The organism is Pseudoflavitalea sp. G-6-1-2, from assembly GCF_012927185.1.
Lineage (GTDB): Bacteria > Bacteroidota > Bacteroidia > Chitinophagales > Chitinophagaceae > Pseudobacter.
Map to the genome: position 1 here is coordinate 1,335,647 of NZ_JABBGB010000001.1, position 23,239 is coordinate 1,358,885.

Sequence of the window (23,239 nt, forward strand, 5' to 3'; positions counted from 1 at the left end):
AGAATTCCGTAGATTTGCGCTATAAAACTCAATAGTGTGATTGCAGTAGACAATGTTCTCATCAGCGACGCGATAGCGCAGGAACAGTTTGTATGCGACCTCTCCAAATGCAAGGGTGGTTGCTGTGAAGAAGGCGACGCCGGCGCTCCGCTCGAAGAAGCCGAACTCGAACTGATGGTAGACCTTTACGATAAAATAAAGCCCTACCTCACCGAAGCCAGCATCGCTGAAATAGAGAAGAAAGGCAAATACGTTTACCACCGCGAATTCGGATGGGTTACACCAACCCTCGGAAACGACAATGAGATCTGCGTATACGGCACCCGCGATGAAAACGGCACCATCAAATGCGCTTTCGAGCAGGCTTACTACGATGGCGTGATCGGATGGAAGAAACCTATCAGCTGCCACCTGTATCCCATTATCCAGAAGACCGGCCGCAACGGCGGATACGACCATATGAACTATGAACCCCGTGAGGTGCTCTGCAAACCCGCCTGCACACTCGGCAAGAAACTGAAAGTGCCCGTGTACCAGTTTCTGAAAGAGCCCATCATCCGTAAATATGGCGAAGCCTTCTACGAAGCCCTTGCCAAGGTAGCACAGGATTATTTTCCCGCTAACAAAAAAGCATAGCAACAATGAGCGATATCCTTTCTTCATTCATGGCCAAGAGCACCATCAAGGCTGCTGACCTTGAACATCGCCGCAAGGTGGCTTTCAATATCAGCCGTTACGATGCAGTAGTGCCTGTTGGCAAACAACAGTTCCACGATGTGCATCTCGCACGCGAAAGAGCCAAGAATGTGAAATGGCGTGCCATTGAAATGCTCGATACCTATCTCGAAGAATTTGAGTCGAACATCACCCGCAGAGGAGCTAAAGTGATCTGGGCAGAAGATGCCAAACAAGCCCTCGAAGCCGTGATGAAGATCTGCGAAGAGAAGAACTGCAAAACCATTGTGAAGAGCAAGAGCATGGTAACCGAAGAGATCCATCTCAACGATTACCTGGAGAAGAAAGGCATCGAAAGCGTTGAAACAGATCTCGGAGAATACATTCAGCAACTGGATGGAGAACCTCCCTATCATATCGTAACACCTGCCATGCACAAGAGCAAGGAAGATGTTGCCAAACTTTTTTACGACAAGCTGGGAACCGCTCCCAATCTCAGTCCCAGCGAACTCACCCTGATCGCACGCGAAAAGCTCCGCACAAAATATGTGGAAGCTGAGATCGGAATCACCGGAGCAAACTTCCTCATTGCAGATATCGGGGGCATCGCTGTTACGGAGAACGAAGGCAATGCAAGATTAAGCGCTTCATTCCCCAAAACACATATCGTGATTGCAGGAATCGAAAAGCTCATTCCCAGCATGACCGATCTCGCACTGTTCTGGCCGCTGCTCGCAACTTACGGAACAGGACAACGCATCACAGTGTACAACACCATCGTTACTGGCCCTAAACAAGCGAATGAAGTGGACGGTCCGGAAGATATGTATGTGATACTGCTCGACAATGGCCGCACCAATATTCTCGCCAACGAAAAAACAAGAGAAAGCCTTTACTGCATACGTTGCGGTGCCTGTCTCAATGCCTGCCCGGTGTACAAGAACATTGGCGGACATGCATATGGCACCACTTACAGCGGACCTATCGGATCGGTGATCACCCCTCAGCTCAAAGAGATGGGAGACTGGAAACACCTCAGCTACGCATCATCACTCTGCGGAAACTGTACCGAGGTTTGCGCCGTGAAGATCAATCTCCATGAACTGTTGCTCGAAAACAGACACGAAGCTGTTGAAGAAGGCGCTGCTACTTTCTCGGAAAAGTTCGCCTGGAAAATATGGAAGAAAGCCAGCCTCAGCCGTAAGATGATGAACATGGGCAATCAGAAAATGAAGAACTGGGCAGTGAACAAAATGTTCAAAGGGTGGACCGCACATCGTGCCCCACTCGATTTCCCCGCCAAAACATTCAACGAACTCTGGAAAGAGAAGTACGAACCGAAGAAATAAATCCGTCAATTACACTTCGGGTTATCACATCTGAAAGGCTTTATGGGTGCGGGTAACCATAGTATGTGTAATGTTTTTAATTGAACAAGTTCAACTGTTCTTGATTTAAAGCAAGGACGACGTGATTAACTTATCTTTTTTCAATACTCCTGTAGGATTATCCACACACTTTTATATTTTGTGTAACTGATGCTGCTGCTCTACACCCATACTGTTACACCCCGTTTGGAATACATTGTCGACTTCATTGGACGCGAATTATTTGACGAACCGATTGAAGTTACTTCGAGCCGGGCCGGGTATAATGCGAGCACACAGCCGCGTATAAACTACTCTGCACAAGCGTTTTCGGAGAATGAGTTTTTCATAAAACATACCGATCTGTTATTCGAGAAAGGGATCACTTCACAAAACATCCAGTGTTTTGAAGTGAATGGCAACAAAGCTTTCTTTGAAACATCGGGCGATTTTCCATTCGACATTTTTGCCGCAGCATTCTACTTGCTGAGCCGCTACGAAGAATATCATCCCCATGAAAAGGATATGTATGGCCGTTATGCCCATACCAATTCACTGGCTTTTCGGGAAGGTTTTTTACATCTTCCATTGGTGAATATTTGGCTCGATGATTTCCGGAAAGCATTGCAGCAGAAGTTTCCCCAGCTGCGCTTCAAGGGAAAGAATTTCAAATGCATCCTCAGTTATGATATCGATATGGCCTACTCCTACAGGCATAAAGGGTTTAAGAGAACCGTGGGAGGATTTGCCAAAAGCCTGAAGCAAGGCAACTGGCAGCAGATGAAAACGCGCTGGCTGGTGCTTCGCGGAAAACAAAAAGATCCTTTCGATTGCTTCGAATGGCTCGATGCATTGCATCTCTACTGCCGTCTCAAACCGTATTACTTTTTCTTAGTTGCGCGCAAGCAACTCGGCTACGATAAGAATACACCGCTCGATGTAAGGCAGTTCAAGAGTCTGATCGAGTATTATGCGGCGAGCTACAAAGTAGGATTGCATCCCAGCTGGCAATGCGGCGATGATGCTTCTTTATTTCAGCAGGAACTGGAATGGATGGAAGAAGTAACCGACAGAGCCATCATCCACAGCCGTCAACATTATCTGAGATTTACACTTCCCAAAACATACCGGCAAATTCTGAATCTCGGCATTCAGAAAGAATTCTCCATGGGATATGGAACCATCAATGGTTTCAGGGCATCTGCCTGCTCCTCCTTCTACTGGTACGATCTCGAAAAGGAAGATGCTACCACACTGATGATATTCCCGTTCTGCTTCATGGATGCGAATGCATACTACGAGCAAAAGTATACGCCTGAGCAGGCCTATGCAGAACTGCTTCAATTCTATGAAGCAGTAAAAAAAGTGAATGGGGTACTCATCACCATCTGGCACAATTCCATCCTCGGAACAGATGCAGATTTCAAAGGCTGGAGAGAAATGTTTGAACTGTTTATGAAAGAAACGGTTTACTGGGATGCTTACTGCGACTGATTTTCCGGCTGATTCCTGAATGCCCGGTTGATCATGTTCACACCCACCAGAATAATGGCGCCACCGATGCCAATGAAGATCGTGAGCTTTTCATCGAACATAATTGCCCCCAGCAAAATAGCTACTATCGGATTGATATATGCGTAAATGCTCATCTGCTCTGTTGGCAGACGTTGCAAGGCATAGAGGTAGGCTGCAAATGAAATTACCGAACCAACGATGCATAAGTAGGCCATAGCCCACCACGATTGCCAGGGGATATCGGCAAATGGAATAGCTTTTCCGGTTGCCAGAGATACGCCTGTAAGACAGATCCCCCCGATGAGCATCTGCAAACCCAAACTGAAATACGGATTGAAAACCGTGGCCTGTTGCTTGGTGTACAATGTTCCCAATGCCCAGCTCCATGAACCGATGAAAGAAATGAGAATGCCGAAACGGAATTCCGGATTGAAGAAGTCTGCCAGGTGCTCATAGAAGATGCAGCAGACACCTGCAAACCCAAGCAGCAGGCCAACAATGGCCTTGATGGGAAGTTTTATTTTGGAGAACACCAGATGTATCACAACAATCCAGAGCGGGAAAGTGGCGGCCATGATAGCCCCAAGTCCGGCAGGAATATATTGCACGCCCCATGTGGTGAGGCCATTGGTGAGAATGATATTGAGAAGGCTGAGAACCAGAATCGGTCCCCACTCTTTGCCTTTGGGAAGCGGCATTCCTTTGATGAGGAAAAATGCAATATAGAGGAGTCCGCTTACGGTTTGCCTGATGCCCGACATCTGCAATGCAGGCATATGCATAACGCCGATTCGCGATACCACCCAGTTGGTACCCCAGAAAAAGCACACCCATATCAGGGCAGCAACTGCCCAGAAATGGGTGCCTTTATGTTGAAGACGCGGGGCCTTTAATTTTATAGATGCACGCATGGTTTATAGATAAGGGTGTGCACCGAAGAACTCCTAGTGCTTGAAATGGCGCGTGCCAGTCATCACCATTGCCAGCTTGTGTTCTACGCAATAGTCGATAGAATCTTTATCACGAACAGAACCTCCCGGCTGAATGAATGCTTCGATACCAGCGGCATGGCTGATCTGTACGCAATCATTGAATGGGAAGAAAGCATCACTGGCCAGTACGGCGCCTTTAAGTTCAAAATTGAATTGCTTAGCTTTTTCGATGGCATGGCGAAGAGCGTCGATACGGCTGGTTTGTCCGCATCCTTTTCCAATCAGTTGTTTGTTCTTCACCAATGCGATTGCATTCGACTTGAGGTGCTTGCACACGAGGTTGGCAAAAATGAGGTCAGTCTTCTCTGCTTCTGTGGTTGCTCTTCCTCCTACATCTTCCCATTTGCTGTAATTGCCTTCGTCGGTTTGCTGAACCAGCACACCATTGAGAACGGCTTTATATTCTTCTTTCTTTTTCAGCGTGCTGATCTGTTGCAGCAGAATTCTGTTCTTTTTGGAACGGAGCACTGCGAGTGCATCCTCGTCGAATGCGGGAGCGATCAGTACTTCAAAGAAAATTTCGTTGATGGCATCGGCTGTGGCTTTGTCGATGGTTTTGTTGCAAACCAATACACCGCCGAATGCGCTCTCAGGATCACCGGCAAGACCGGCATCCCATGCTTCTTTCACAGTTGCGCGTGATGCGATACCACAAACATTGGTGTGTTTGATGATAGCGAACACTGCAGAGTTGTCGCCGCTGAACTCGTCGATCAGCTGAACGGCAGCATCCACATCAACAAGATTATTGTAAGAAAGTTCTTTGCCATTGAGCTGGTTGAAGATCTTGTTGAGATCTCCGTAGAAAACACCGCTCTGGTGCGGGTTTTCGCCATAACGCAGGCTGCGTGGGTTAGGATATGATTCTTGAAAATACGCTTCGTGCGTTGGGTTGAAATATTTGGAGATTGCTACATCGTAGTGGGCAACGATCTCGAAGGCGCGGGCAGCGAGCTGACGGCGTTGTTCGAGCGTGGTGCTTCCGGATTGCTCGCGGATGAGTTGCTCTACGTAAGCGTAGTCTGTTTTTGCTGCAACCACTACCACGTCTTTGTGATTCTTGGCTGCGGCGCGGATCATGGATGGTCCGCCAATATCGATCTTTTCGATGATAGCTTTTTCGTCGGTAGTGCTGGCAACGGTTTCCTCGAATGGATAGAGATCTACGATCACGAGATCCAGCTCAGGGATTTTGTACTGCGCCATTTCCTGCACATCGGTATCGAGGTCACGACGACCGAGGATGCCACCAAATACAGATGGGTGCAGTGTTTTCACACGTCCTCCGAGAATGGAAGGATATGTAGTGAGATTTTCTACAGGCACCACGGGAATGCCCAGTTTTTCAATAAAGGCCTGTGTTCCGCCAGTTGAATAGATGGTGATGCCTTGTTGGTGCATTTGCTGAACCAGAGGCTCGAGGCCATCTTTATAAAAAACGGAGATCAGCGCTGATTGAATTTTTTTGGTCATAACATTGATTGATGCGTTCGAAAATGGATGCAGGTAAGCAATCGTAGGCTCCCGATAAGGCAGAAGACTGATTGGCAATACTTTCTGCGAGGGTGTTTTAAAAGAAGGCGCAAAGGTAATTCAATAGGCATTCAAAACAAAAGCGCCCTTTTCAATAGTTGCATAACAGGCGATTCCGAGTTGCCGGCAGCGGGATTTCCAGTGTTGAACGGTTCGGAAACTGTTGGAGCCGTCCAGCACCAGGGTTTTGCAGGGGAGTCGGTTCAGCAGCAGTATGGGGTCCACAGCTGGGTTGCCGGAGATCAGCAGCAGATCTACCGGAGTGGGCGGAATATGGTGCCGGAACGGAAAACCGGCGTCAGCAGGCAAATCCTTTGCTGCAAAACAGCTGTCGATGATGGCTACCGATCGGTTTCCCATTTGAATGGAATGTGCCGAGCGCTGAAGTCCGGGTAAAGAATCTGCCTTCGTTACTCCATAATAATTTCTTGCGGGCAGCAGGGTGTAGTAACAGGAATTGAAATCGGTTTCTGTTGAAGTATCACCAGCTGCCACTAACCGGTTACCCATAATGCAGTCGATGCCTGTTTTCTTTTGCAGGTGATACACCACAATCAGTTGCTGTTTGCTTCTCATCCACGCATTGAAAGCTCCGATGCCCCAGAACACAATCATCAGAATAATGGCAGCAACAAGCGCCCGCTTCTGTTTGCGCAAAAAGCAAATGCTCATTGCTGCAATGGTAGCATACAAAATATAAACCTGCGTCAGACTGAGCTGCAGGTTGGTGATGCTGGCAAACGGTATGGTATCCATCGTTTCAACAACTATGTTCATGCCTTTGATCAGCCAGGCGAGCAGCGTGCCGGTGGCCTTTGCAAGAAACGGAATGAAAGCAACAAGACAGAGGAATATCTCTCCAAGCAGAATGATGCTCGATAGCGGAATGGCAATGAGGTTGGTGATCAAAAAGAATACAGGGAACTGATGAAACAGAAAGAGACTAACAGGGAAAGTGAGTATCTGGGCAGCGAGTGTGGTGGAAGTAAGTTTCCAGATGGTATCCTTCCACTTGCTGCTGAAGCTGCGCAACTGATAGATGGGTTGCTGAAACAGTGCTATGCTGAGCACGGCAGTGTAAGACAACTGAAAGCCTGCATCCCAGATCCAGTAAGGGTTGTAGCATAGGAGCAGAAAAGCGGATGCAGCCAGAGAGTTGTAAATGGATGTCTGTTTCACCAGGCTGTCGCCGATGGCGAGACAGGAAAACATCACCGCCGATCTCAGCACAGAGGGCGAGGCGCCGGAAAGGATGGAGAACAACCAAAGGCCGGAGATGATGAATACCGGTCGCAAGATCCTCATCGATTTTTTGTTCGCAAGTGGCTTGCAGATGGCTGCGAGCAGCAGATAAATGATGCCGAGGTGTAATCCTGAAATAGCGATCACATGAATAACTCCGGTGTTGGAGTAGGATTGAATGAGCTGCTTATCGAGATCATCTTTATAGCCGATGAGCAGCGCTTCTGCGAGGCCAGCTTCTTTTGCTCCGGGTATATGGGTAGAGAGGATGCCGATTATTCTGTCCCGCAATTCGAATAGATGTTTTCGAAAGATTTCACGGTGCTGAATGGGTCGGTCAGTGATGATGAAGTCGGCATCTGTGAGAAAAACCTGATGATGAATTCCTTCTTTTTTCAGGTACTCCTGATAGTTAAAAGAACCGGGATTGCCCGTTGCTTTCACGGGTGATATTCGTTTGTGAAAAGCAATGCCAGCCCCGTACTTTAACTGGGCAGCTTTGATGCTGTTCTTCTGAAAGTAAAGCAGCATGCGGGTTTGGAAGGGAGCGGGTTGTTGATTTTCATCAAGAATCTGTCGAATTGCTACTACAGTTTTTAAAGAATTGCTCTTTTGAGACAGTGGTTCCTGAATTACAGCAGTAAATGAATGCAGGGTGTCGGAAATACGAGGCAGGGCAGGTGATTGCAGGGAAGTCATTGTTTGCTGCATGCGCAGCGCGCCTGCGGAAAAAAGCAACAGGATGCTGGCAATGGAAAGTACGGGCCTGAATCTGAACAATACTGCGATAGACGCTCTGGGAAGAAGCAGCAATACTCCGATTGAAATGAGTGCCAGCGTTATGGCAAACCACCAATGCAGATCGCAGTAATGCTGAATAATGATGCCTGCAACAGCAGGGATAAGCATGCGTAGGAAGGGAGCTTGTTTCCAGGCAAGAATGGGTGCATCGATCATACTAAACAAAACGTGTTTGAGTTAAAAGATGATGCTGAACCTGAAAGAATGGGGAGTGAATGGGAGTATACGGAAGCTGGTTATACCCCGCTTGAGGCGGGGCAATATACTAAACTATAAGAAAGGTTGAGATTCAATAGCTCAGAACATTAGATACCAGCTTAACCCGAAAAAGAAAAAAAGAAAAGGATAAGGATAAGGCCAATGGTTGGTTTAATAATTTTTAGTGCGACAGCGTGGTTTTTTACGGATATCGGAAAACCCTTTGAAAAAAATTTCCTCAAGTTTTGTTAGTGCCAAGAACTTGAGGAAATCTGTCGGCGGGCTTTCACAGGAGTATTGGACTTTGAAAAACGGGATGATAGCAACTCTCCAGTATCTAATATCAGACAAAATCCGGAGTCTGTGGCAGAATGCTGCTTTTATTAGGTACGGGTTTTTGGACGTTGAAAAGACGGTGCGAAATGCCCCGTTTTTATACGGTGTATTTCCGTGTTGTTTTTACGGTATTATAGCGATTGTTTAAACGTATTTTTGAGTTTTCTAACCACTTGAAACGTTGAATAACTTCACCTTATGGATAATGTTAATTTGTAATCATTTGACTAACACTCATTTGTAGCCGAAATGCTGTCTGGTTACGGGTATACTTTTACACTCGTAATTCAAATATTCAATTTTAAACCCCCCTGACTATGACAGCGATTGAAACAAAATCCTTACAAGTAGCTAAAGTTGGCAAGTACGTTGATACTAACCATGTAAACACTTTGATTCGTAATTACAAACAGGAGAGATGGAGGCAGAACAGTGAATCGATCGGCAAAGAAGATACTTTAAGCGTTAGATATACATTGGAGGAGCTGGAAGAGTTTATTGCGAAGGCGAAACGCTCTGGTGCGAATGGAATTAGACTTTATTTTGGCGTTTATCCGGAGAATTATGCGCCAAATCCGTTGATGTCTAAGCAGCAAACTGTGGTGTTTGTAGCGACTAAGAATACCGATTTGGAAGATGGCGGTTATACGGAGAAAAATGTATATGTGCAGGCTGAAGATCGTGCAGAGATCCTGGCTTATAATTATGGATCAATTTGTCCTATTTGGTGCGGAACGAAGAAACCAATGACTGAGGGAGATGATGATGGTTTCGGTGGTCTTGGTATTACTATCGTTGATCGGGGTGAAAAGGGGCTTACAATAATATAGTCACAGAAGTAATCTACTTGAGACCTTTACATATTAATTGTAAAGGTCTTTTTATTTATAAGAAGTCAAGTGGATTTAGAGTATATTAGATTCCAAATGAGTCTTTCCCCTTCCGTCATACTCGAAATTATTTGTTTCCTAATATCATTGAGTATCTATTTTCAAAAGAATACATCATTTGCATTAAAACTATTTCCCTTATTTCTATTCATTACAGCAGTTTTAGAGGTAGTTGGTTTCCTTATGATGAAAGCTGGTATACGGAATGTCCTTTTATATAATCTGTTTGGGATCTTATCAGTAGATTTTTATTTATTCTATATAAGAAGTGGCATTGGTGGCAAAGCTAAAAGAAGAGCAATTCTTATTGCAATTTGGGTTTATCCATTTCTTGTCATACTCAATATGTTATTTGTCCAAGTTAACGTCTTCCATTCTATTACATATTCTATCGGTTGTTTGCTGATTGTAGCGGCATGTATTGCCTACTTTCTTGAGTTGTTTCAACTAAAGCGCTCCATCAATCTATTAAGGGAACCCGCTTTTTGGATTTGTTCCGCCTTACTCTTTTTCTTTACCTGTACTTTACCGTTTATTGGAATGCTTAACTACTTAATTAAGGTATCGCCAGAAATAATTAATAATCTTGGAGCAATTTTGGTGGTTATCAACTTCCTACAATACTCTTTGTTTTCTATAGCATTTCTATGTAGGTTAGGGTGGGATAATAAGTAATAATATCAATATTATTGACTATTTTGGTATTATCCTAATGCCTTATTTCCGTTGCAACTCAAACCAAACGGATGTATTATTACCTTCTATCTTTTGCTTACATGAGCGTGTTGTTGTTAAGCTTTATTGCAAGTTTGCAAGCTTATTACAATAAGAATACTCCAGTCTACTTGAAGCTTTTTGCGCCTTTTTTGCTATTCACTATTTGTGTTGAAAGTGCTGGTTATATCCTAAATGCTATTTATGAAGTGGGTAATACTTTTGTTTATAGCTATTTTCTTCCTGTTATGTTTATTTTTCATATGTATGTAGCATACAATATTCTCAAGAATAGAATTCTTCGAAACATTATTGTTCTTAGTAGCTGCATTTACCTTTTAGTTTTATTGGGATACTTTTTGTTCCGAAAAAATGCAGGGTTTCCATATTACAATTACTATGCAGGCGCAATTATGATCTCGCTATGCTATATTTCTTACATCATACAACTTAGGCATTTCCCTATTTCAAAAACGCCAAGAAGGGAACCGGCTTTCTGGATAGCCGTTGGTACATTGTTTTATTACGGAGGATCATTAACTATTTGGATAGGTGAAAGAATGTATCCTTTCTCGCCTGAAGCTTTAGTTGTCTTAACTACAATGTTAATGGGTCTCAATTTTTTTCAATACTCATGCATTGGCCTGGCATTCCTCTGCAAAAAAGTTTTCAAAAAGAAAAACATCCCCAATCTTGACTGGGCCGAATTCTCCGACTACTCTTCCGACCGCAACAAAAGCTATATCTAAGCCCTTCTCCAGCCACCCATCCCTTCCCATTTAATATTATTAATTCTCCATACACATCCCCTCCACTCCTCCCTCTTTTCCAAACTTCTCCCCACCCGGTAATCCTTTACCAAAATAAATAAGTATTTTGTGCCTTAAGCCTTATCCTGCTCTGAGCGATTCCGGGATTTTAACCCTTGCAAACATTTACCTAAATTCATTTACCATTCCTGTTGTTTATGGATAACCAGGGTCAGGAGATTTATTTCATTATCATAATTGGTGGTTTACTGGCTCTGCTACTGGTAGGTTTCATTGTTACAATCCTGTTCACTTACCAGCGCAGACAGCACCAGCAAGAGCAGGAACTGACCCGCCTGAAAGATCTCTATGAACAGGAAGCACTCCGTTCCCAACTCGAAATCCAGGAAGAAACTTTCAAGATGCTGAGTCAGGAATTGCACGACAACATCGGACAATCCCTCTCAGTGGTTAAACTTTCACTCGCCATCCTTCCTGTTGACAAACAACACGAAGCCTGGGAGCCCATCCAGAACGCCAGAGATATTCTCAATAAAGCCGTACTCGACCTCGCTGGCCTGAACAAAAGCCTGCATACCGACCGCATCGCACAGATCGGACTGGTAGAAGCCATCAGCTTCGAGGTAGAAAGTCTCCGCAAATCTAGACTCGTGGATGTTGCGTTCGCAGTAAACGGCTACGAACAATTGCTGGATGAACAAAAATCTGTAATGCTCTTCCGGATATTTCAGGAAATGCTCAATAACACCCTGAAACATTCGCAGGCATCCAGGATAGAAATATCCCTCAGCTTTACAGAGGATAATCAATTTATTCTGCTGCTGGCAGATAACGGAGTAGGGTTCGATATCGATGCAAAAAGAAATTCTGTATCTTCTTCCTCCGGAGTTGGACTTAAAAGTATCTTCAACAGGGCAAAACTGGTAGGCGCCGACATCGATATGCACAGCGAAATCGGAAAAGGTACTACCACCACCATTAAAATGATGCTTCCACCCGAAAGCGAAAGTGATAACCATGACAGGTGATAAAAAAATATTGGTAGGAATTGCAGATGATCATACTCTGTTGCGCAATGCACTCGCGCGACTGGTAGGCTCTTTCGAAAACTATTCGGTGATATTCGAAGCAGGTAACGGAAAGGAAGTAAAAGAAAAGATCGCGAAAAGTGTTTTGCCGGATATCATCCTGCTCGACGTGAACATGCCCGATATCGACGGCTATGAAACAGCGAAATGGATCTTCAAAACTTATCCGCACGTTAAGATCCTGGCGCTCTCCATGTTCACAGATGAAAGCATCATTATCCGCATGCTCCGCCTCGGTGCAAAAGGATACATCCTCAAAAATGCAGATCCTGAAGAACTCAAGCTGGCATTGGATTCTGTAATGCACAAAGATTTCTATCTCTCCGATTATATTTCCGGTAAAGTGATCAGCGGACTTCATAAAGACATCGATCTGCCTGAAGAACCCGTTGTGCTGAATGAGAAGGAAAAAGAGTTCCTGCAATGGGCCTGTTCTGAAATGACTTACAAAGACATCGCACAGAAAATGTTCGTAAGCCCAAGAACAGTGGATGATTACAGAAACGCACTCTTCGAGAAACTCAAAGTGAAATCGAGGATCGGGCTGGTGCTTCATGCCATCAGGCACGGTCTCGTTGAAGTATAGGCCCAGACTAATTTATATCGTTCCCGCCAAAAATATTGAAGGGGTTGCATTCATCAGAATACAACCCCTTCTCATTTTATTCGGTCAGTACCTATTTGCTGAGGTACATGCTTCTGTCTTTATACAGCTGGCGGAAATAAGGATCGCGCAGGTCTTTGATGAAACGGATGGCTTCGCCGGTTGATTTCATCTCAGGTCCGAGTTCCTTGCTCACTCCGGGGAATTTCTCGAAGCTGAACACTGGTTCTTTGATTGCGTATCCATTCAGGCGCTTCACGAATTTGAAATCGCGGAGCTTATGGCCGCCGAGCATGATCTTGGTAGCCACATTCAGATACGGGATCTGATATGCTTTTGCGATGAACGGCGTAGTGCGCGATGCCCTTGGGTTGGCTTCGATCACATACACTTTGTTGTCTTTGATCGCAAACTGGATGTTGATCAGACCGCGGATATTCAGTTTGAAAGCGATCTTCCTTGCATACTCTTCCATAGTTGTAACAATCATCGGAGAGAGATTGAACTGAGGAAGAACCGCATTGGAGTCGCCGCTGTGGATACCTGCAGGCTCAATGTGCTCCATCACACCCATGATGTGAACTTCGTCTCCATCACAGATGGCGTCGATCTCGGCTTCCTGACAACGATCGAGGAAGTGATCGATCAGGATCTTATTGCCGGGGATATGTTTCAGCAGGCTTACCACTGCTTTTTCAACTTCTTCGTCGTTGATCACAATCCTCATTCTCTGTCCACCGAGTACATAGCTAGGACGCACGAGTACGGGATATCCTACCTTATTGGCTACTTGAACGGCTTCGTCTACTGTGTAGGCAGTTCCGTAGTCAGGGTAAGGAATCTTCAGTTCTTTCAGCATGTCGCTGAAACGGCCGCGGTCTTCCGCGATGTCCATATTGTCGAATGAAGTTCCGATGATCTTAATTCCTTTCTGAGTAAGGCGCTCTGCGAGTTTCAGGGCGGTTTGTCCACCAAGCTGAACAATCACACCTTCTGGTTTTTCCAGTTCGATGATCTCCCAGAGGTGTTCCCAGAATACAGGCTCGAAGTAGAGTTTGTCGGCCATGTCGAAGTCGGTAGAAACCGTTTCAGGGTTACAGTTAACCATGATGGCTTCGTATCCGCATTCTTTCAGTGCCAGCAGGCCGTGTACGCAGCAGTAGTCGAATTCGATACCCTGTCCAATACGGTTGGGGCCCGATCCGAGTACGATTACTTTCTTCTTGTTGGTAACCTTGCTTTCGTTGCTGTTTCCGTTCTCGAAAGTAGAGTAGAAGTAAGGGGTCTTGGCCTCGAACTCCGCGCTACAGGTGTCAACCATTTTGTAAACGCGGGTGATATTGGCTGCTTTCCTTTTCTCGTAAACATCCTCGTCTTTACCGTCCTGCATGATGAGGGCGATTTGCTGATCGCTGAAACCAAGATCCTTGGCGGTTTTCAGCAGCTCGATGGGGAGGTTGTTGAGCTTGTATTTTGAAATTTCTTTTTCGATGTCAACGATCTTCTGGATCTCATTCACAAACCAGCGGTCGATTCCGGTGGCTTTTGAAATGGTTCCTACAGAGATGCCATCCATGAGGGCGTCCTTGATACGGAAGATGCGATCCCATTTCGGAGTTTTGATGTATTCGAGCAGTTGCTCTGCGTGCATCATGCTTTTGCCGTAGTAACCGAGACCAACTGCGTTGTTCTCAAGGCTCTGGCAGGCTTTCTGAACGGCTTCTGCAAAGTTTCTTCCGATGGCCATTACTTCACCTACGCTCTTCATCTGAAGGCCGAGGGTGTCGTTGGAACCTTTGAACTTGTCGAAGTTCCAGCGTGGCATTTTCACGATCACGTAGTCCAGTGCCGGCTCGAAATAAGCAGAAGTGGTTTGGGTGATCTGATTTTTCAGTTCATCGAGGGTATATCCGATAGCCAGTTTCGCAGCGATCTTGGCAATGGGGTAACCGGTTGCTTTGGAAGCGAGCGCAGATGAGCGGCTCACGCGTGGGTTGATCTCAACGGAGATCAGCTTTTCCGTAGCGGGGTCCATAGCGAACTGAACGTTACATCCGCCGGCGAAGTTGCCGAGGCTGCGCATCATGAGGATGGCCTGGTTACGCATTTCCTGGAAGGCAGTGTCGCTGAGCGTCATGGCAGGAGCTACCGTGATGGAGTCTCCGGTGTGAACACCCATTGGGTCTACGTTCTCAACGGTACAGATAATGGCAACGTTGTCGTTTTTGTCGCGCAGGAGTTCCAGCTCATATTCTTTCCAGCCGAGGAGGGCTTTTTCTACCAGCACTTCGTGGATGGGAGAGGCTTTGAGACCTTTGTCCAGTGCGGCTTCCAGCTCAGATTTGTCGTGTACGAAACCGCCGCCTGAACCACCGAGGGTAAATGAGGGGCGGATAACCAGCGGGAATCCGATTTCCTGTGCAAATTCTTTTCCTTCGAGAAGTGAGTTGGCCACTTTTGAATTGGCTACGGGTACTCCGATCTTCAGCATCAGCTGGCGGAATTTCTCGCGGTCTTCAGCGGTGTCGATCGCTTCAACGTCTACTCCGATCAGTCTTACATTGTATTTTTCCCAAACGCCGAGTTCATTGGCCTCTTTGGTGAGGTTGAGGGCTGTCTGGCCTCCCATGGTGGGAAGAACGGCATCGATCTGGTTTTCTTCCAGAATCTGTTCGATACTTTCTACTGTCAGTGGCAGTAGGTACACCTTGTCGGCCATCATGGGGTCAGTCATGATTGTTGCCGGGTTACTGTTGATCAGAATTACCTTAATTCCTTCTTCCCTTAGGCTGCGGGCAGCCTGGGAGCCGGAGTAATCAAATTCACAAGCTTGTCCGATGATGATGGGCCCTGATCCGATAATGAGCACTGACTTAATAGAAGTGTCTTTTGGCATTTTTAGAAGAACTTGTTTTTTTCTAAACAAATTGCGCAAAAGTAAGGCAGCAGCAGGAATTTTGAGGATTAATTTTTGAATTGGCCGGATTAGGCGCTGAAATGAGGCGGGGGAGCCGGGTTTGGGGTATAAAAAAACCTCTACCTACCCGGCAGAGGTTTTATATGCAGGTTCTTACTTTAAGTAAATTTCAGTTGTTGTGAAAGGCAGCGATTTCGATATCGTCGAGTGCAACTCCACCCTGACGAACTACTTTACGCTGTTCGGCGATCTGGCGCTTTTCTTCAAAATTGCTTCTGATCTTGAAGATCCACTTCTGCTTCGCTTCACTGCCTTTGAAAATACCTACTATCGTTCCTACTGTTAATGCGAGTAATAAAACCGCGCTGTTAAATGTCTTTTTCATAACCTCAAGATTGTAGATTTAAACCATCATATTTCTTTAGACAATTTATATACGCCAAATGCTGTTCCATAGTTTAGAAAAATACATACAACTAAGTGGGTATTTTTTATTTCTTAACACGGCGAAAACCATTGTCTGACTGCATCTCCTCTTTATACCCAGATGTGTGCCGGGTAACCTCTTTTTCTTATTTTTAATGTTAGTTTAATATACCTCAACCTTTTCGGTTATACCCCCAACCTCTTTTCAGTAGTTTTGCATCTTCTTTGTTAAATAAATGTTGTGTAATGCGAATATTGGCGATCGTTTTTCTGCTCTGCAGTGAAGTGCTCTCTGCACAGGTTTTTGTACCGGCAGTTTACCCGAAAGGATATTTCAGAAATCCGTTGGATATACCGATGGATCTGAGCGGCAATTTCGGGGAACTCAGGCCCAATCACTATCACATGGGGCTCGACCTGAAAACGAAAGCCCGTGAGAACTTCGCCGTACACGCTGCAGCTGATGGATATGTGGCCAGAATCAAGATCGAACCCGCAGGTTTTGGCCGCGCGATTTATGTAAACCACCTCAATGGTTACACGACCCTCTACGCACACCTCAACGATTTCAACCCTGCTCTTGAAGCCTGGGTGAAAGAACAGCAGTACAAACAGCAATCCTGGCGTGTTTTTCTCGACCTGCCTGCCAATCTGTTCCCGGTAAAGAAAGGAGACCTTCTCGCCTACAGTGGCAACACCGGAGGCTCACAGGCTCCACACCTGCATTTTGAGATCAGGCGCAGCACGGACGACGTAAATCTTAATCCCCTGCTCTTCGGAATGCCGCTTGCAGATAATGTTGCTCCCCGCATTCTCCGCATGGGGATCTACGACAGAACTAAAAGCATCTATGAACAAACGGCAAAGCTGTTTCCGGTTAAATCCACCGGAGCTAATAAGTACCAGGCTTCGCCGGAACTGATAACTGTGAGCGCTCCAATAGTTAGTTTCGGTATCGGCGCTTTCGATACCCATACCGGGTCAACTAACCTGAACGGCATTTTCGAATCGATTCTATATGTGGATGATCAACCTGTTACGGGCTTTCAGATGGACAATATCAGCTACAACGATACCCGTTATCTGAATGCGCATATCGATTACAAGACCAAGGCCAATGGCGGCCCCTGGCTGCAACAGCTTTTCGATCTGCCCGGATACATCAATTCCATCTACAAAAAGGTTAGAACCAATGGCACGGTGGACCTGAGTGATGGCGCCATTCACACTATCCGCATCGATGTAAAAGACACTTACCTCAATACCGCAACGCTCGAATGCCGTGTGCAGTACAAGGCCGGAGTAGTGGCTGCACCTGTGGCTTCCGCCAATAACCAAATGTTCTATCCGCTCATGCTCGACGGTTTTGAGCAGGAGGATTGTGAATTTTTCATTGGCGAACGTTGCCTCTACGATTCTGTACACATCCGCTATAACCGGGCAGCTGCCAGCGCAAAAGCTGTTTCGGCCCTGCATCAGATCGGAGCCAGTTATATCCCTTTGCAGGAAGCCTATCTTATCCGCATCAAACCTTCCCGTGTGCTTACTTCCGCGGAGCAACAGCGCACCGTGATGCAATGGTTCGCTGGTTCCAAAAAGGATGTACAAAAAGTAGAATGGCAGAATAACTGGGCTTCCGCCCGCTTCCGCGACTTCGGCAGTTATCAGCTGCTGGTAGATCAGGAACCACCGCAGATTGTGCCGATAGGATTTACCGACGGAGCTGATCTCAGCAAGGCCACCAGAATTGCCTTCACCGTAAAAGACAATTACGACAAATTCAAAAACGTGCGGCCAATGCTCGATGGACAATGGCTTCGCTTCACCAACGATAAAGGCAGAACCTTCATTTACCGTTTCGATGAAAAATGCCCTCCCGGAAAACACACGCTGACCATTTACGCGGAGGACGAAGCAGGCAATGCCACTACCAGCACTTACAATTTCACGCGCTAGGAACATAGTTGCCCCGATCTGAACAGAACGGGATCGAAATTGTTTTTACAGCAGCACAGCTATAATCCGGTAATGAAACGGCTTGAGGGGAAGGGGTTGAGTAAATACCTGAAACACTATAGCTAATTGCTGAGAGCTTAACACATGGCCAATTGTACGGGTGATCGATGGTTACCGCGCACAGGCAGATAAACAACACGAATATGATCTTACAGGAAGGCGATAAGGCGCCAGCATTCAAAGGACAGGACCAGAACGGCAACCTCATTGCCCTCAACGATTTCAAAGGACAAAAAGTAATTCTCTATTTCTATCCGCAGGATGATACGCCTACCTGTACCGTGCAGGCATGTAATCTGCGGGATAATTTCGCGTTACTGAAAAAAGAAGGCTTTGTTGTGTTGGGCGTTAGTCCGGACGATATTGCCAAACACAAGAAATTTGAAACCAAATTCGGACTCCCCTTCAGCCTGATTGCAGACCCTGAACATACCATCATCGACAAGTATGGGGTTTGGGGCGAAAAGCAACTCTACGGCAGAAAATATATGGGCCTTCATCGTACCACATTTCTGATCGATGAGAAAGGCATTATCAAAAAAGTATTTCTCCGGCCTAAGAACAAACAGCATGCAGAAGAAATAGTGAAAACCTGGAATGAGCTGAAGTAACTGAAAAATTATTCGACCGGAAGGAAACCCTTCGGGCAATTTCAACGTAAAAGTTCCGGGCTTTCTAAAGTGTAACAGAATATAGCGGCAAGCACCGCGTAATTCTGAAGGGTTATTACTTTGTTTATTGGGTTTGGTAAAAAATCCCTGTTCTTTTCAGAGCAGGGATTTTTTGTTGGGTACGGATCGTTAATCCAAAACTGAGCCTAACCAGAATGTAACAGTTATTAGTACACGAAAAAAGAATTTTGTTTTTTACTTCAGGCAACCTTCTCTTTTGCACCGACGTACAATTAGCAGGAATAAATCTTTAACCAATGACTAAGCGAATTGTAATTCTGCTTGCAATCGGCATGATTGTACTTGCCAGATGCGGCAGCAAAAAAGATGCGATGCCCAATCCAAATCCCGGCCCAGGGCCCGGCGGTGGTGGCATTGACTGTAACGGAGTAACCTCCACCTTTTCCGGTACAGTAAAACCGATTGTTCAGGCGAATTGCCTAAGCAGCGGTTGCCACGATGCAGCCAGTACCAATGGTCCGGGTGCGTTGACTACCTACGAAAAAGTGCGTGATGCATCTTCCCGGATACGCGCTGTGGTTATTGCCAGAACAATGCCCAAAGGTGGCAGCCTCACTGCCGACCAGATAAAAAGCATAGTATGCTGGATAGATAATGGAAGCCAGAATAATTAACCTACATGATTATCCGAAAAAAAAGATTGCTGATAATCTGTCTGCTTGCACTGATCGGCTGTCTGCTGGTCTATGCTTACAAACAATACCAACGCACCAACCAGAGTCTCCGGGAAATTCGGCCAAACGAAACAGTGGACGCTGCCATATTGATTCGCGAACTCTCCGGCGACATCCACCAGCTGGAAAGCTGGCAGGGAAAAGGCGTACTGGCGGTGCGTGGTATTGTGAAGTCTATCGACAGTTCCAATAGAAATGTTTACATACTGATGGGCGATACCAGCCAACCTACATCCATCCGCTTTTCAATGGATGGTCAATGGACCGACTACACGCTTATTCATAGCGGAATGTCTGTTACACTTAAAGGAATGCTGAACGGCTACAATAAAGACCAGACCGGATTGCTGGGCGACGAAATCATTTTCAACCGGGGCGTATGGATGCAGCAACCAGACAAGTAAAACGAAACACTATGAAAAAGATACCAGCCCTTATTTTTCTGCTCATCGCTGCACTCCCCTCTGCCTGGTGCCAGGGGAAATTCTATACACGCACAGGCAATATCTCTTTTGTTACCAAAGGAGTGCTCGAAACTGTTAAGGCAGAAAACAAAACCGTTACCTGTGTGCTCAACAGTCAGACGGGTCAGCTTCAATTCTCTGTGCTCATGCGGGGCTTTGAATTCAGAAAAGCCCTGATGCAGGAACACTTCAACGAAAACTATGTGGAGAGTGAAAAATATCCCAATGCTCAATTCATCGGGCAGATCACCGGCACTCCATTGCCAGATCTCTCAAAGGATGGAACCTATGCTGCAAAAGTTGAAGGTAAACTCACGCTACACGGAATCACCCGCGATATTTCTACAGAAAGTACCATCATTGTAAAACAAGGGCAGGTACATGCAACTGCTGCATTCAATATTCTGCTCAGCGATTACAAAATAAAAATACCTGCGCTTGTAAAAAACAGTTTGTCCAACACCGTGAACATTGCAGTAGCCTGCATGCTACAGCCACTGCAATAGACTCACGGTTAATTCACAAACATGACCTTCACCTTATAAGTTCTTTTTTGAAATCCCATGATCAAATACAACTTTATAACAGCTGCAATATTTTTGTTGATCGGCTCCCAGGCCATCGCCCAGGAGCCTGATCTGATCAGTCAATTGAAGCGCGACTCAACTGTTCCGCGTACTTATGTTACCAACGCATTCAAGTCTACCCGCATTATCAATAACCACTCCATAGAGTTTCTAGGTAAGGGGGTACTGGACCTGCGCATTCTTCACCGCTTTGGAACAGTGAACACGGGAATCAAAAATCTGTTCGGTCTCGATCAGGCGAATACAAGATTCAGTTTCGACTACGGACTAAGCAACCGGTGGATGATCGGAGTCGGCCGATCCTCTGTAGGGAAGGAGCTGGACGGATTTGTGAAATACCGCCCCGTATGGCAATCCAATGAGCCCGGAGGCTCACCGGTAACAATAGTACTTGTTTCGGGTATGGTAGTGAATACGGCGCCCTGGGCATTCCCCGAAAGGAATTATGACTTCAAAGACAGGATCTCCTATTATCATGAACTGATCATCGGCAGAAAATTCACAGAAGCATTTTCACTGCAGGTGAATCCGATGCTCGTTCACAGAAATCTCGTACCTGGTCTGGATGATCACAACAACACATTTGCATTGGGGATCGGATCGAGGCTCAAACTCACCAAACGCACAGCCATTATGCTGGACTATGAGCCGGTGCTCTCCGGAAGGCAGGCTGGCACCAAAGACATGATCGGTATCGGTTTCGATATTGAAACCGGCGGGCATGTATTTCAGTTGCATTTCAGCAATGCTACCGGCATGAATGAAAAAGCATTCATTACTCAAACTGCCGATGATTTCTGGAAAGGCGATATCCGCTTTGGCTTCAATCTCTCCCGCGTATTCACAGTAGGCAAAAAAAACTCATCGCTTCACTAAGAGCAATATCACGGCAATGATACCTCCCATCTGGAATGCGAAATAGGTAAACATCCACTGAAGGGTTTCGATATTAGGGCTCGGCGGTACAGGCTTTTGTTCAATGGCCTCATGCAGCCCCGTGTTCAGAGAGAACATATCCCGCCGGAACTGATCCAGATTCGTTTCCATGAGAAACTCCCAGTCTTTTCTGTCGGCAATATCTTCATGCAGCAGATCCTGCGACCAGCTTTGCTTTTCAGCAGCGACTATGTCCTGCATTTCGTGAGAAATGAGGGCTGACTGTTCTTCCGTCAATTGAAGCTTTGATCTGCATAATTCGAATACACGAAGATCAAAAGGTTGATTGGTGGTCTCTTTCATGGACTTTCGTTTCTGATGGTTTAATGACAGGGTAAAGGTGATGGAGAAACGAAAAACAGCAAGGGGAAAAATAACGGTGTTTTGCGTTATTTTTCCCCTTGCTGTTCGAAGAAAATTTCATATTCATCCCAATACCCACTCAACTTCCCCCACATCGAAATATCGGTCTATCACATCTTTTGTATGCAACTGTCCATTTGCCGTAACCCCGCTCACCCGCGTTGAAAACACACCGTTCTCCTTCTTCAGTCTCACCTCTTCATTCAATTTATACAATGCGTCATGATACGCCGGCATCAGCTTCTCCAGCTCACCCGACACTATCACCTGCCACCACTTTTCCTGAAACGAACATAATTCCGCAGCCATCGTTTCCACCTCAAATGTCTTTCCTGTTATCTGTTTCAGCGAAACCGGATTCTTCGTCCCCTCTCCGAAACTCGTCTGGTTAATGTTTACCCCCATCCCTACAATGGCCCATTGCCATTGCGCATTACCGGGTTCAAGGCGGTTCTCGATCAATATTCCAGCTGCCTTTCTGTCACGCCAGTAAATATCATTGGGCCATTTGATGCGCGTTTCGTCACCCGCATATTTTTTAAAGAAATCATAACAGGCCAAAGCCATGGCTGCCGACAACAGAAACTGCTGATGGAAAGGGAGTTCCGCGGGCCTGATCACCGTGCTCATCATGATATTTTCACCCGGTGTTGTAAGCCAGGTGCGGCCCCGCTGACCCTTTCCTGCGGTTTGTTCAAGCGCAAAATAGGCGGAACCATGCGCCGCAGCACCACTTACGGCCTGTGCCATGGCATAGTTGTTGGTACTGTCAATCGAAGCAAGTACCGTTAAAGGCTGGCCAATAGGCCCTGAGATAGCAGGATGTGGCAAAAGATTACTATTTTTGACAACAACGAAAATAGGCATTAACAGTGAACGTTTCGGCGTCTGCGCTGTTGTAGATACTAGCGGTAAAAATTGATCATTAAAAAGTACAGATTATTGGAACAACTTTCAATGTTAGCTACCCGTCGTAAGAGTAACAGTGTAGCAAGGTTAACAAAGAACTCTAAGATCATCAAAGCTATCATCCACGCCATTCAGGAAAAGAAAGGAAACAACATCGTTTCTCTTGACCTCCGTAAAATTCCCGAAGCAGTTGCTGATTTCTTCATCATTTGCGATGCCTCCAGTACCACGCAGGTAAAGGCTATTGCAGATTATGTTGAAGTGCACCTGAAAGATGAGCTTGGTGAAATTCCCTACCATCACGAAGGACATCAGGCCTCTCAGTGGGTGATCACCGATTATGTAAATGTGGTAGTGCACGTAATGCACTCCGAAACCCGGAAATTCTACAGGCTCGAAGAAATGTGGAGCGATGCCGTAGGTGAAGATCATACCTGATTCTCCAGGTAAGGTTAAGGTATCCGGTAAAAAAGATCGCTGGAAAAAACAAAGTTTCCCGTGATCAGGTTGTTTTTTGAACTATTTTGTCC

Annotated in this window: 21 protein-coding genes; 14 read left to right on the forward strand and 7 right to left on the reverse strand. The window is 45.9% G+C overall.

The features are described 5' to 3' along the window. Nucleotides 1–36: 36 nt before the first annotated feature. The 3 genes from HHL16_RS05640 (at nucleotide 37) to HHL16_RS05650 (ending at nucleotide 3,536) form a co-directional block, all read left to right on the forward strand. On the forward strand, nucleotides 37–636 hold the full coding sequence (locus HHL16_RS05640) for a DUF3109 family protein (protein ID WP_169424157.1): 600 nt from the start codon (nucleotides 37–39) through the stop codon (nucleotides 634–636). Between the two features lie 5 nt (nucleotides 637–641). Beyond that, complete coding sequence (locus HHL16_RS05645) at nucleotides 642–2,024, forward strand: LutB/LldF family L-lactate oxidation iron-sulfur protein (RefSeq protein WP_169424158.1); 1,383 nt, start codon at nucleotides 642–644, stop codon at nucleotides 2,022–2,024. A gap of 189 nt (nucleotides 2,025–2,213) precedes the next feature. Then, a complete protein-coding gene (locus HHL16_RS05650) occupies nucleotides 2,214–3,536 on the forward strand; it encodes a polysaccharide deacetylase family protein (RefSeq protein ID WP_169424159.1) in 1,323 nt (440 codons plus the stop codon). Here the strand turns inward: HHL16_RS05650 and HHL16_RS05655 are convergent. From HHL16_RS05655 to HHL16_RS05665, 3 genes are all read right to left on the reverse strand, one after another. Next, the gene (locus HHL16_RS05655; RefSeq protein WP_169424160.1) at nucleotides 3,524–4,468 is read right to left on the reverse strand and encodes an EamA family transporter; all 945 of its coding nucleotides are present in this window, start codon (nucleotides 4,466–4,468) and stop codon (nucleotides 3,524–3,526) included. The two genes, HHL16_RS05650 and HHL16_RS05655, sit on opposite strands and share 13 nt — an antisense overlap. A gap of 33 nt (nucleotides 4,469–4,501) precedes the next feature. After that, complete coding sequence (gene purH, locus HHL16_RS05660) at nucleotides 4,502–6,022, reverse strand: bifunctional phosphoribosylaminoimidazolecarboxamide formyltransferase/IMP cyclohydrolase (RefSeq protein ID WP_169424161.1); 1,521 nt, start codon at nucleotides 6,020–6,022, stop codon at nucleotides 4,502–4,504. 120 nt (nucleotides 6,023–6,142) lie between these two features. Then, nucleotides 6,143–8,281, reverse strand: a complete 2,139-nt coding sequence (locus HHL16_RS05665) for a ComEC/Rec2 family competence protein (protein ID WP_169424162.1) — start codon at nucleotides 8,279–8,281, stop codon at nucleotides 6,143–6,145. Between the two features lie 695 nt (nucleotides 8,282–8,976). On the opposite strand from HHL16_RS05665, the gene HHL16_RS05670 reads away from it, so the two are divergent. The 4 genes from HHL16_RS05670 to HHL16_RS05685 all read left to right on the forward strand — a co-directional run bounded on the left by HHL16_RS05670 (nucleotide 8,977) and on the right by HHL16_RS05685 (nucleotide 12,707). After that, nucleotides 8,977–9,489: a hypothetical protein gene (locus HHL16_RS05670; protein ID WP_169424163.1), complete on the forward strand. Its 513-nt coding sequence runs from the start codon at nucleotides 8,977–8,979 to the stop codon at nucleotides 9,487–9,489. An 806-nt stretch (nucleotides 9,490–10,295) separates the two neighbouring features. Further along, nucleotides 10,296–11,012, forward strand: a complete 717-nt coding sequence (locus tag HHL16_RS05675; RefSeq protein ID WP_169424164.1) for a hypothetical protein — start codon at nucleotides 10,296–10,298, stop codon at nucleotides 11,010–11,012. A gap of 218 nt (nucleotides 11,013–11,230) precedes the next feature. Continuing rightward, nucleotides 11,231–12,061: an ATP-binding protein gene (locus HHL16_RS05680; RefSeq protein WP_169424165.1), complete on the forward strand. Its 831-nt coding sequence runs from the start codon at nucleotides 11,231–11,233 to the stop codon at nucleotides 12,059–12,061. Further along, entirely contained in the window at nucleotides 12,051–12,707 is a 657-nt protein-coding gene (locus HHL16_RS05685; protein WP_169424166.1) for a response regulator transcription factor, read from the forward strand. The genes HHL16_RS05680 and HHL16_RS05685 overlap by 11 nt, the downstream gene beginning before the upstream one ends. Nucleotides 12,708–12,798: 91 nt before the next feature. Here the strand turns inward: HHL16_RS05685 and carB are convergent, their stop codons facing one another. Beyond that, complete coding sequence (gene carB / locus HHL16_RS05690) at nucleotides 12,799–15,621, reverse strand: carbamoyl-phosphate synthase large subunit (RefSeq protein WP_169424167.1); 2,823 nt, start codon at nucleotides 15,619–15,621, stop codon at nucleotides 12,799–12,801. 190 nt (nucleotides 15,622–15,811) lie between these two features. Beyond that, nucleotides 15,812–16,027 carry a hypothetical protein gene (locus HHL16_RS05695; RefSeq protein ID WP_169424168.1) on the reverse strand — a complete coding sequence of 72 codons (216 nt, stop codon included), beginning with the start codon at nucleotides 16,025–16,027 and terminating at the stop codon, nucleotides 15,812–15,814. A gap of 287 nt (nucleotides 16,028–16,314) precedes the next feature. Between HHL16_RS05695 and HHL16_RS05700 the strand changes: the two genes are divergently transcribed. The 6 genes from HHL16_RS05700 to HHL16_RS05725 all read left to right on the forward strand — a co-directional run bounded on the left by HHL16_RS05700 (nucleotide 16,315) and on the right by HHL16_RS05725 (nucleotide 21,377). Then, on the forward strand, nucleotides 16,315–18,024 hold the full coding sequence (locus tag HHL16_RS05700) for a peptidoglycan DD-metalloendopeptidase family protein (protein WP_169424169.1): 1,710 nt from the start codon (nucleotides 16,315–16,317) through the stop codon (nucleotides 18,022–18,024). Between the two features lie 206 nt (nucleotides 18,025–18,230). Beyond that, nucleotides 18,231–18,695 (forward strand): thioredoxin-dependent thiol peroxidase, encoded by a 465-nt coding sequence (gene bcp / locus HHL16_RS05705; RefSeq protein ID WP_346766832.1) that lies wholly within the window; start codon nucleotides 18,231–18,233, stop codon nucleotides 18,693–18,695. A 317-nt stretch (nucleotides 18,696–19,012) separates the two neighbouring features. Continuing rightward, the gene (locus tag HHL16_RS05710; RefSeq protein WP_169424171.1) at nucleotides 19,013–19,390 is read left to right on the forward strand and encodes a hypothetical protein; all 378 of its coding nucleotides are present in this window, start codon (nucleotides 19,013–19,015) and stop codon (nucleotides 19,388–19,390) included. 5 nt (nucleotides 19,391–19,395) lie between these two features. Continuing rightward, nucleotides 19,396–19,854 carry a hypothetical protein gene (locus tag HHL16_RS05715; RefSeq protein WP_169424172.1) on the forward strand — a complete coding sequence of 153 codons (459 nt, stop codon included), beginning with the start codon at nucleotides 19,396–19,398 and terminating at the stop codon, nucleotides 19,852–19,854. Nucleotides 19,855–19,865: 11 nt separating this feature from the next. After that, nucleotides 19,866–20,420: a YceI family protein gene (locus tag HHL16_RS05720; RefSeq protein WP_169424173.1), complete on the forward strand. Its 555-nt coding sequence runs from the start codon at nucleotides 19,866–19,868 to the stop codon at nucleotides 20,418–20,420. A 57-nt stretch (nucleotides 20,421–20,477) separates the two neighbouring features. Further along, entirely contained in the window at nucleotides 20,478–21,377 is a 900-nt protein-coding gene (locus HHL16_RS05725; RefSeq protein WP_169424174.1) for a DUF5777 family beta-barrel protein, read from the forward strand. Here the strand turns inward: HHL16_RS05725 and HHL16_RS05730 are convergent. Beyond that, nucleotides 21,363–21,740, reverse strand: coding sequence for a hypothetical protein (locus HHL16_RS05730; RefSeq protein WP_169424175.1), 378 nt, complete (start codon nucleotides 21,738–21,740; stop codon nucleotides 21,363–21,365). The genes HHL16_RS05725 and HHL16_RS05730 overlap by 15 nt on opposite strands. Before the next feature lie 123 nt (nucleotides 21,741–21,863). Then, entirely contained in the window at nucleotides 21,864–22,631 is a 768-nt protein-coding gene (locus tag HHL16_RS05735) for a biotin--[acetyl-CoA-carboxylase] ligase (protein ID WP_240965821.1), read from the reverse strand. A 126-nt stretch (nucleotides 22,632–22,757) separates the two neighbouring features. Between HHL16_RS05735 and rsfS the strand changes: the two genes are divergently transcribed. After that, nucleotides 22,758–23,147: a ribosome silencing factor gene (rsfS, locus tag HHL16_RS05740; protein ID WP_240965825.1), complete on the forward strand. Its 390-nt coding sequence runs from the start codon at nucleotides 22,758–22,760 to the stop codon at nucleotides 23,145–23,147. Nucleotides 23,148–23,239 lie beyond the last annotated feature (92 nt).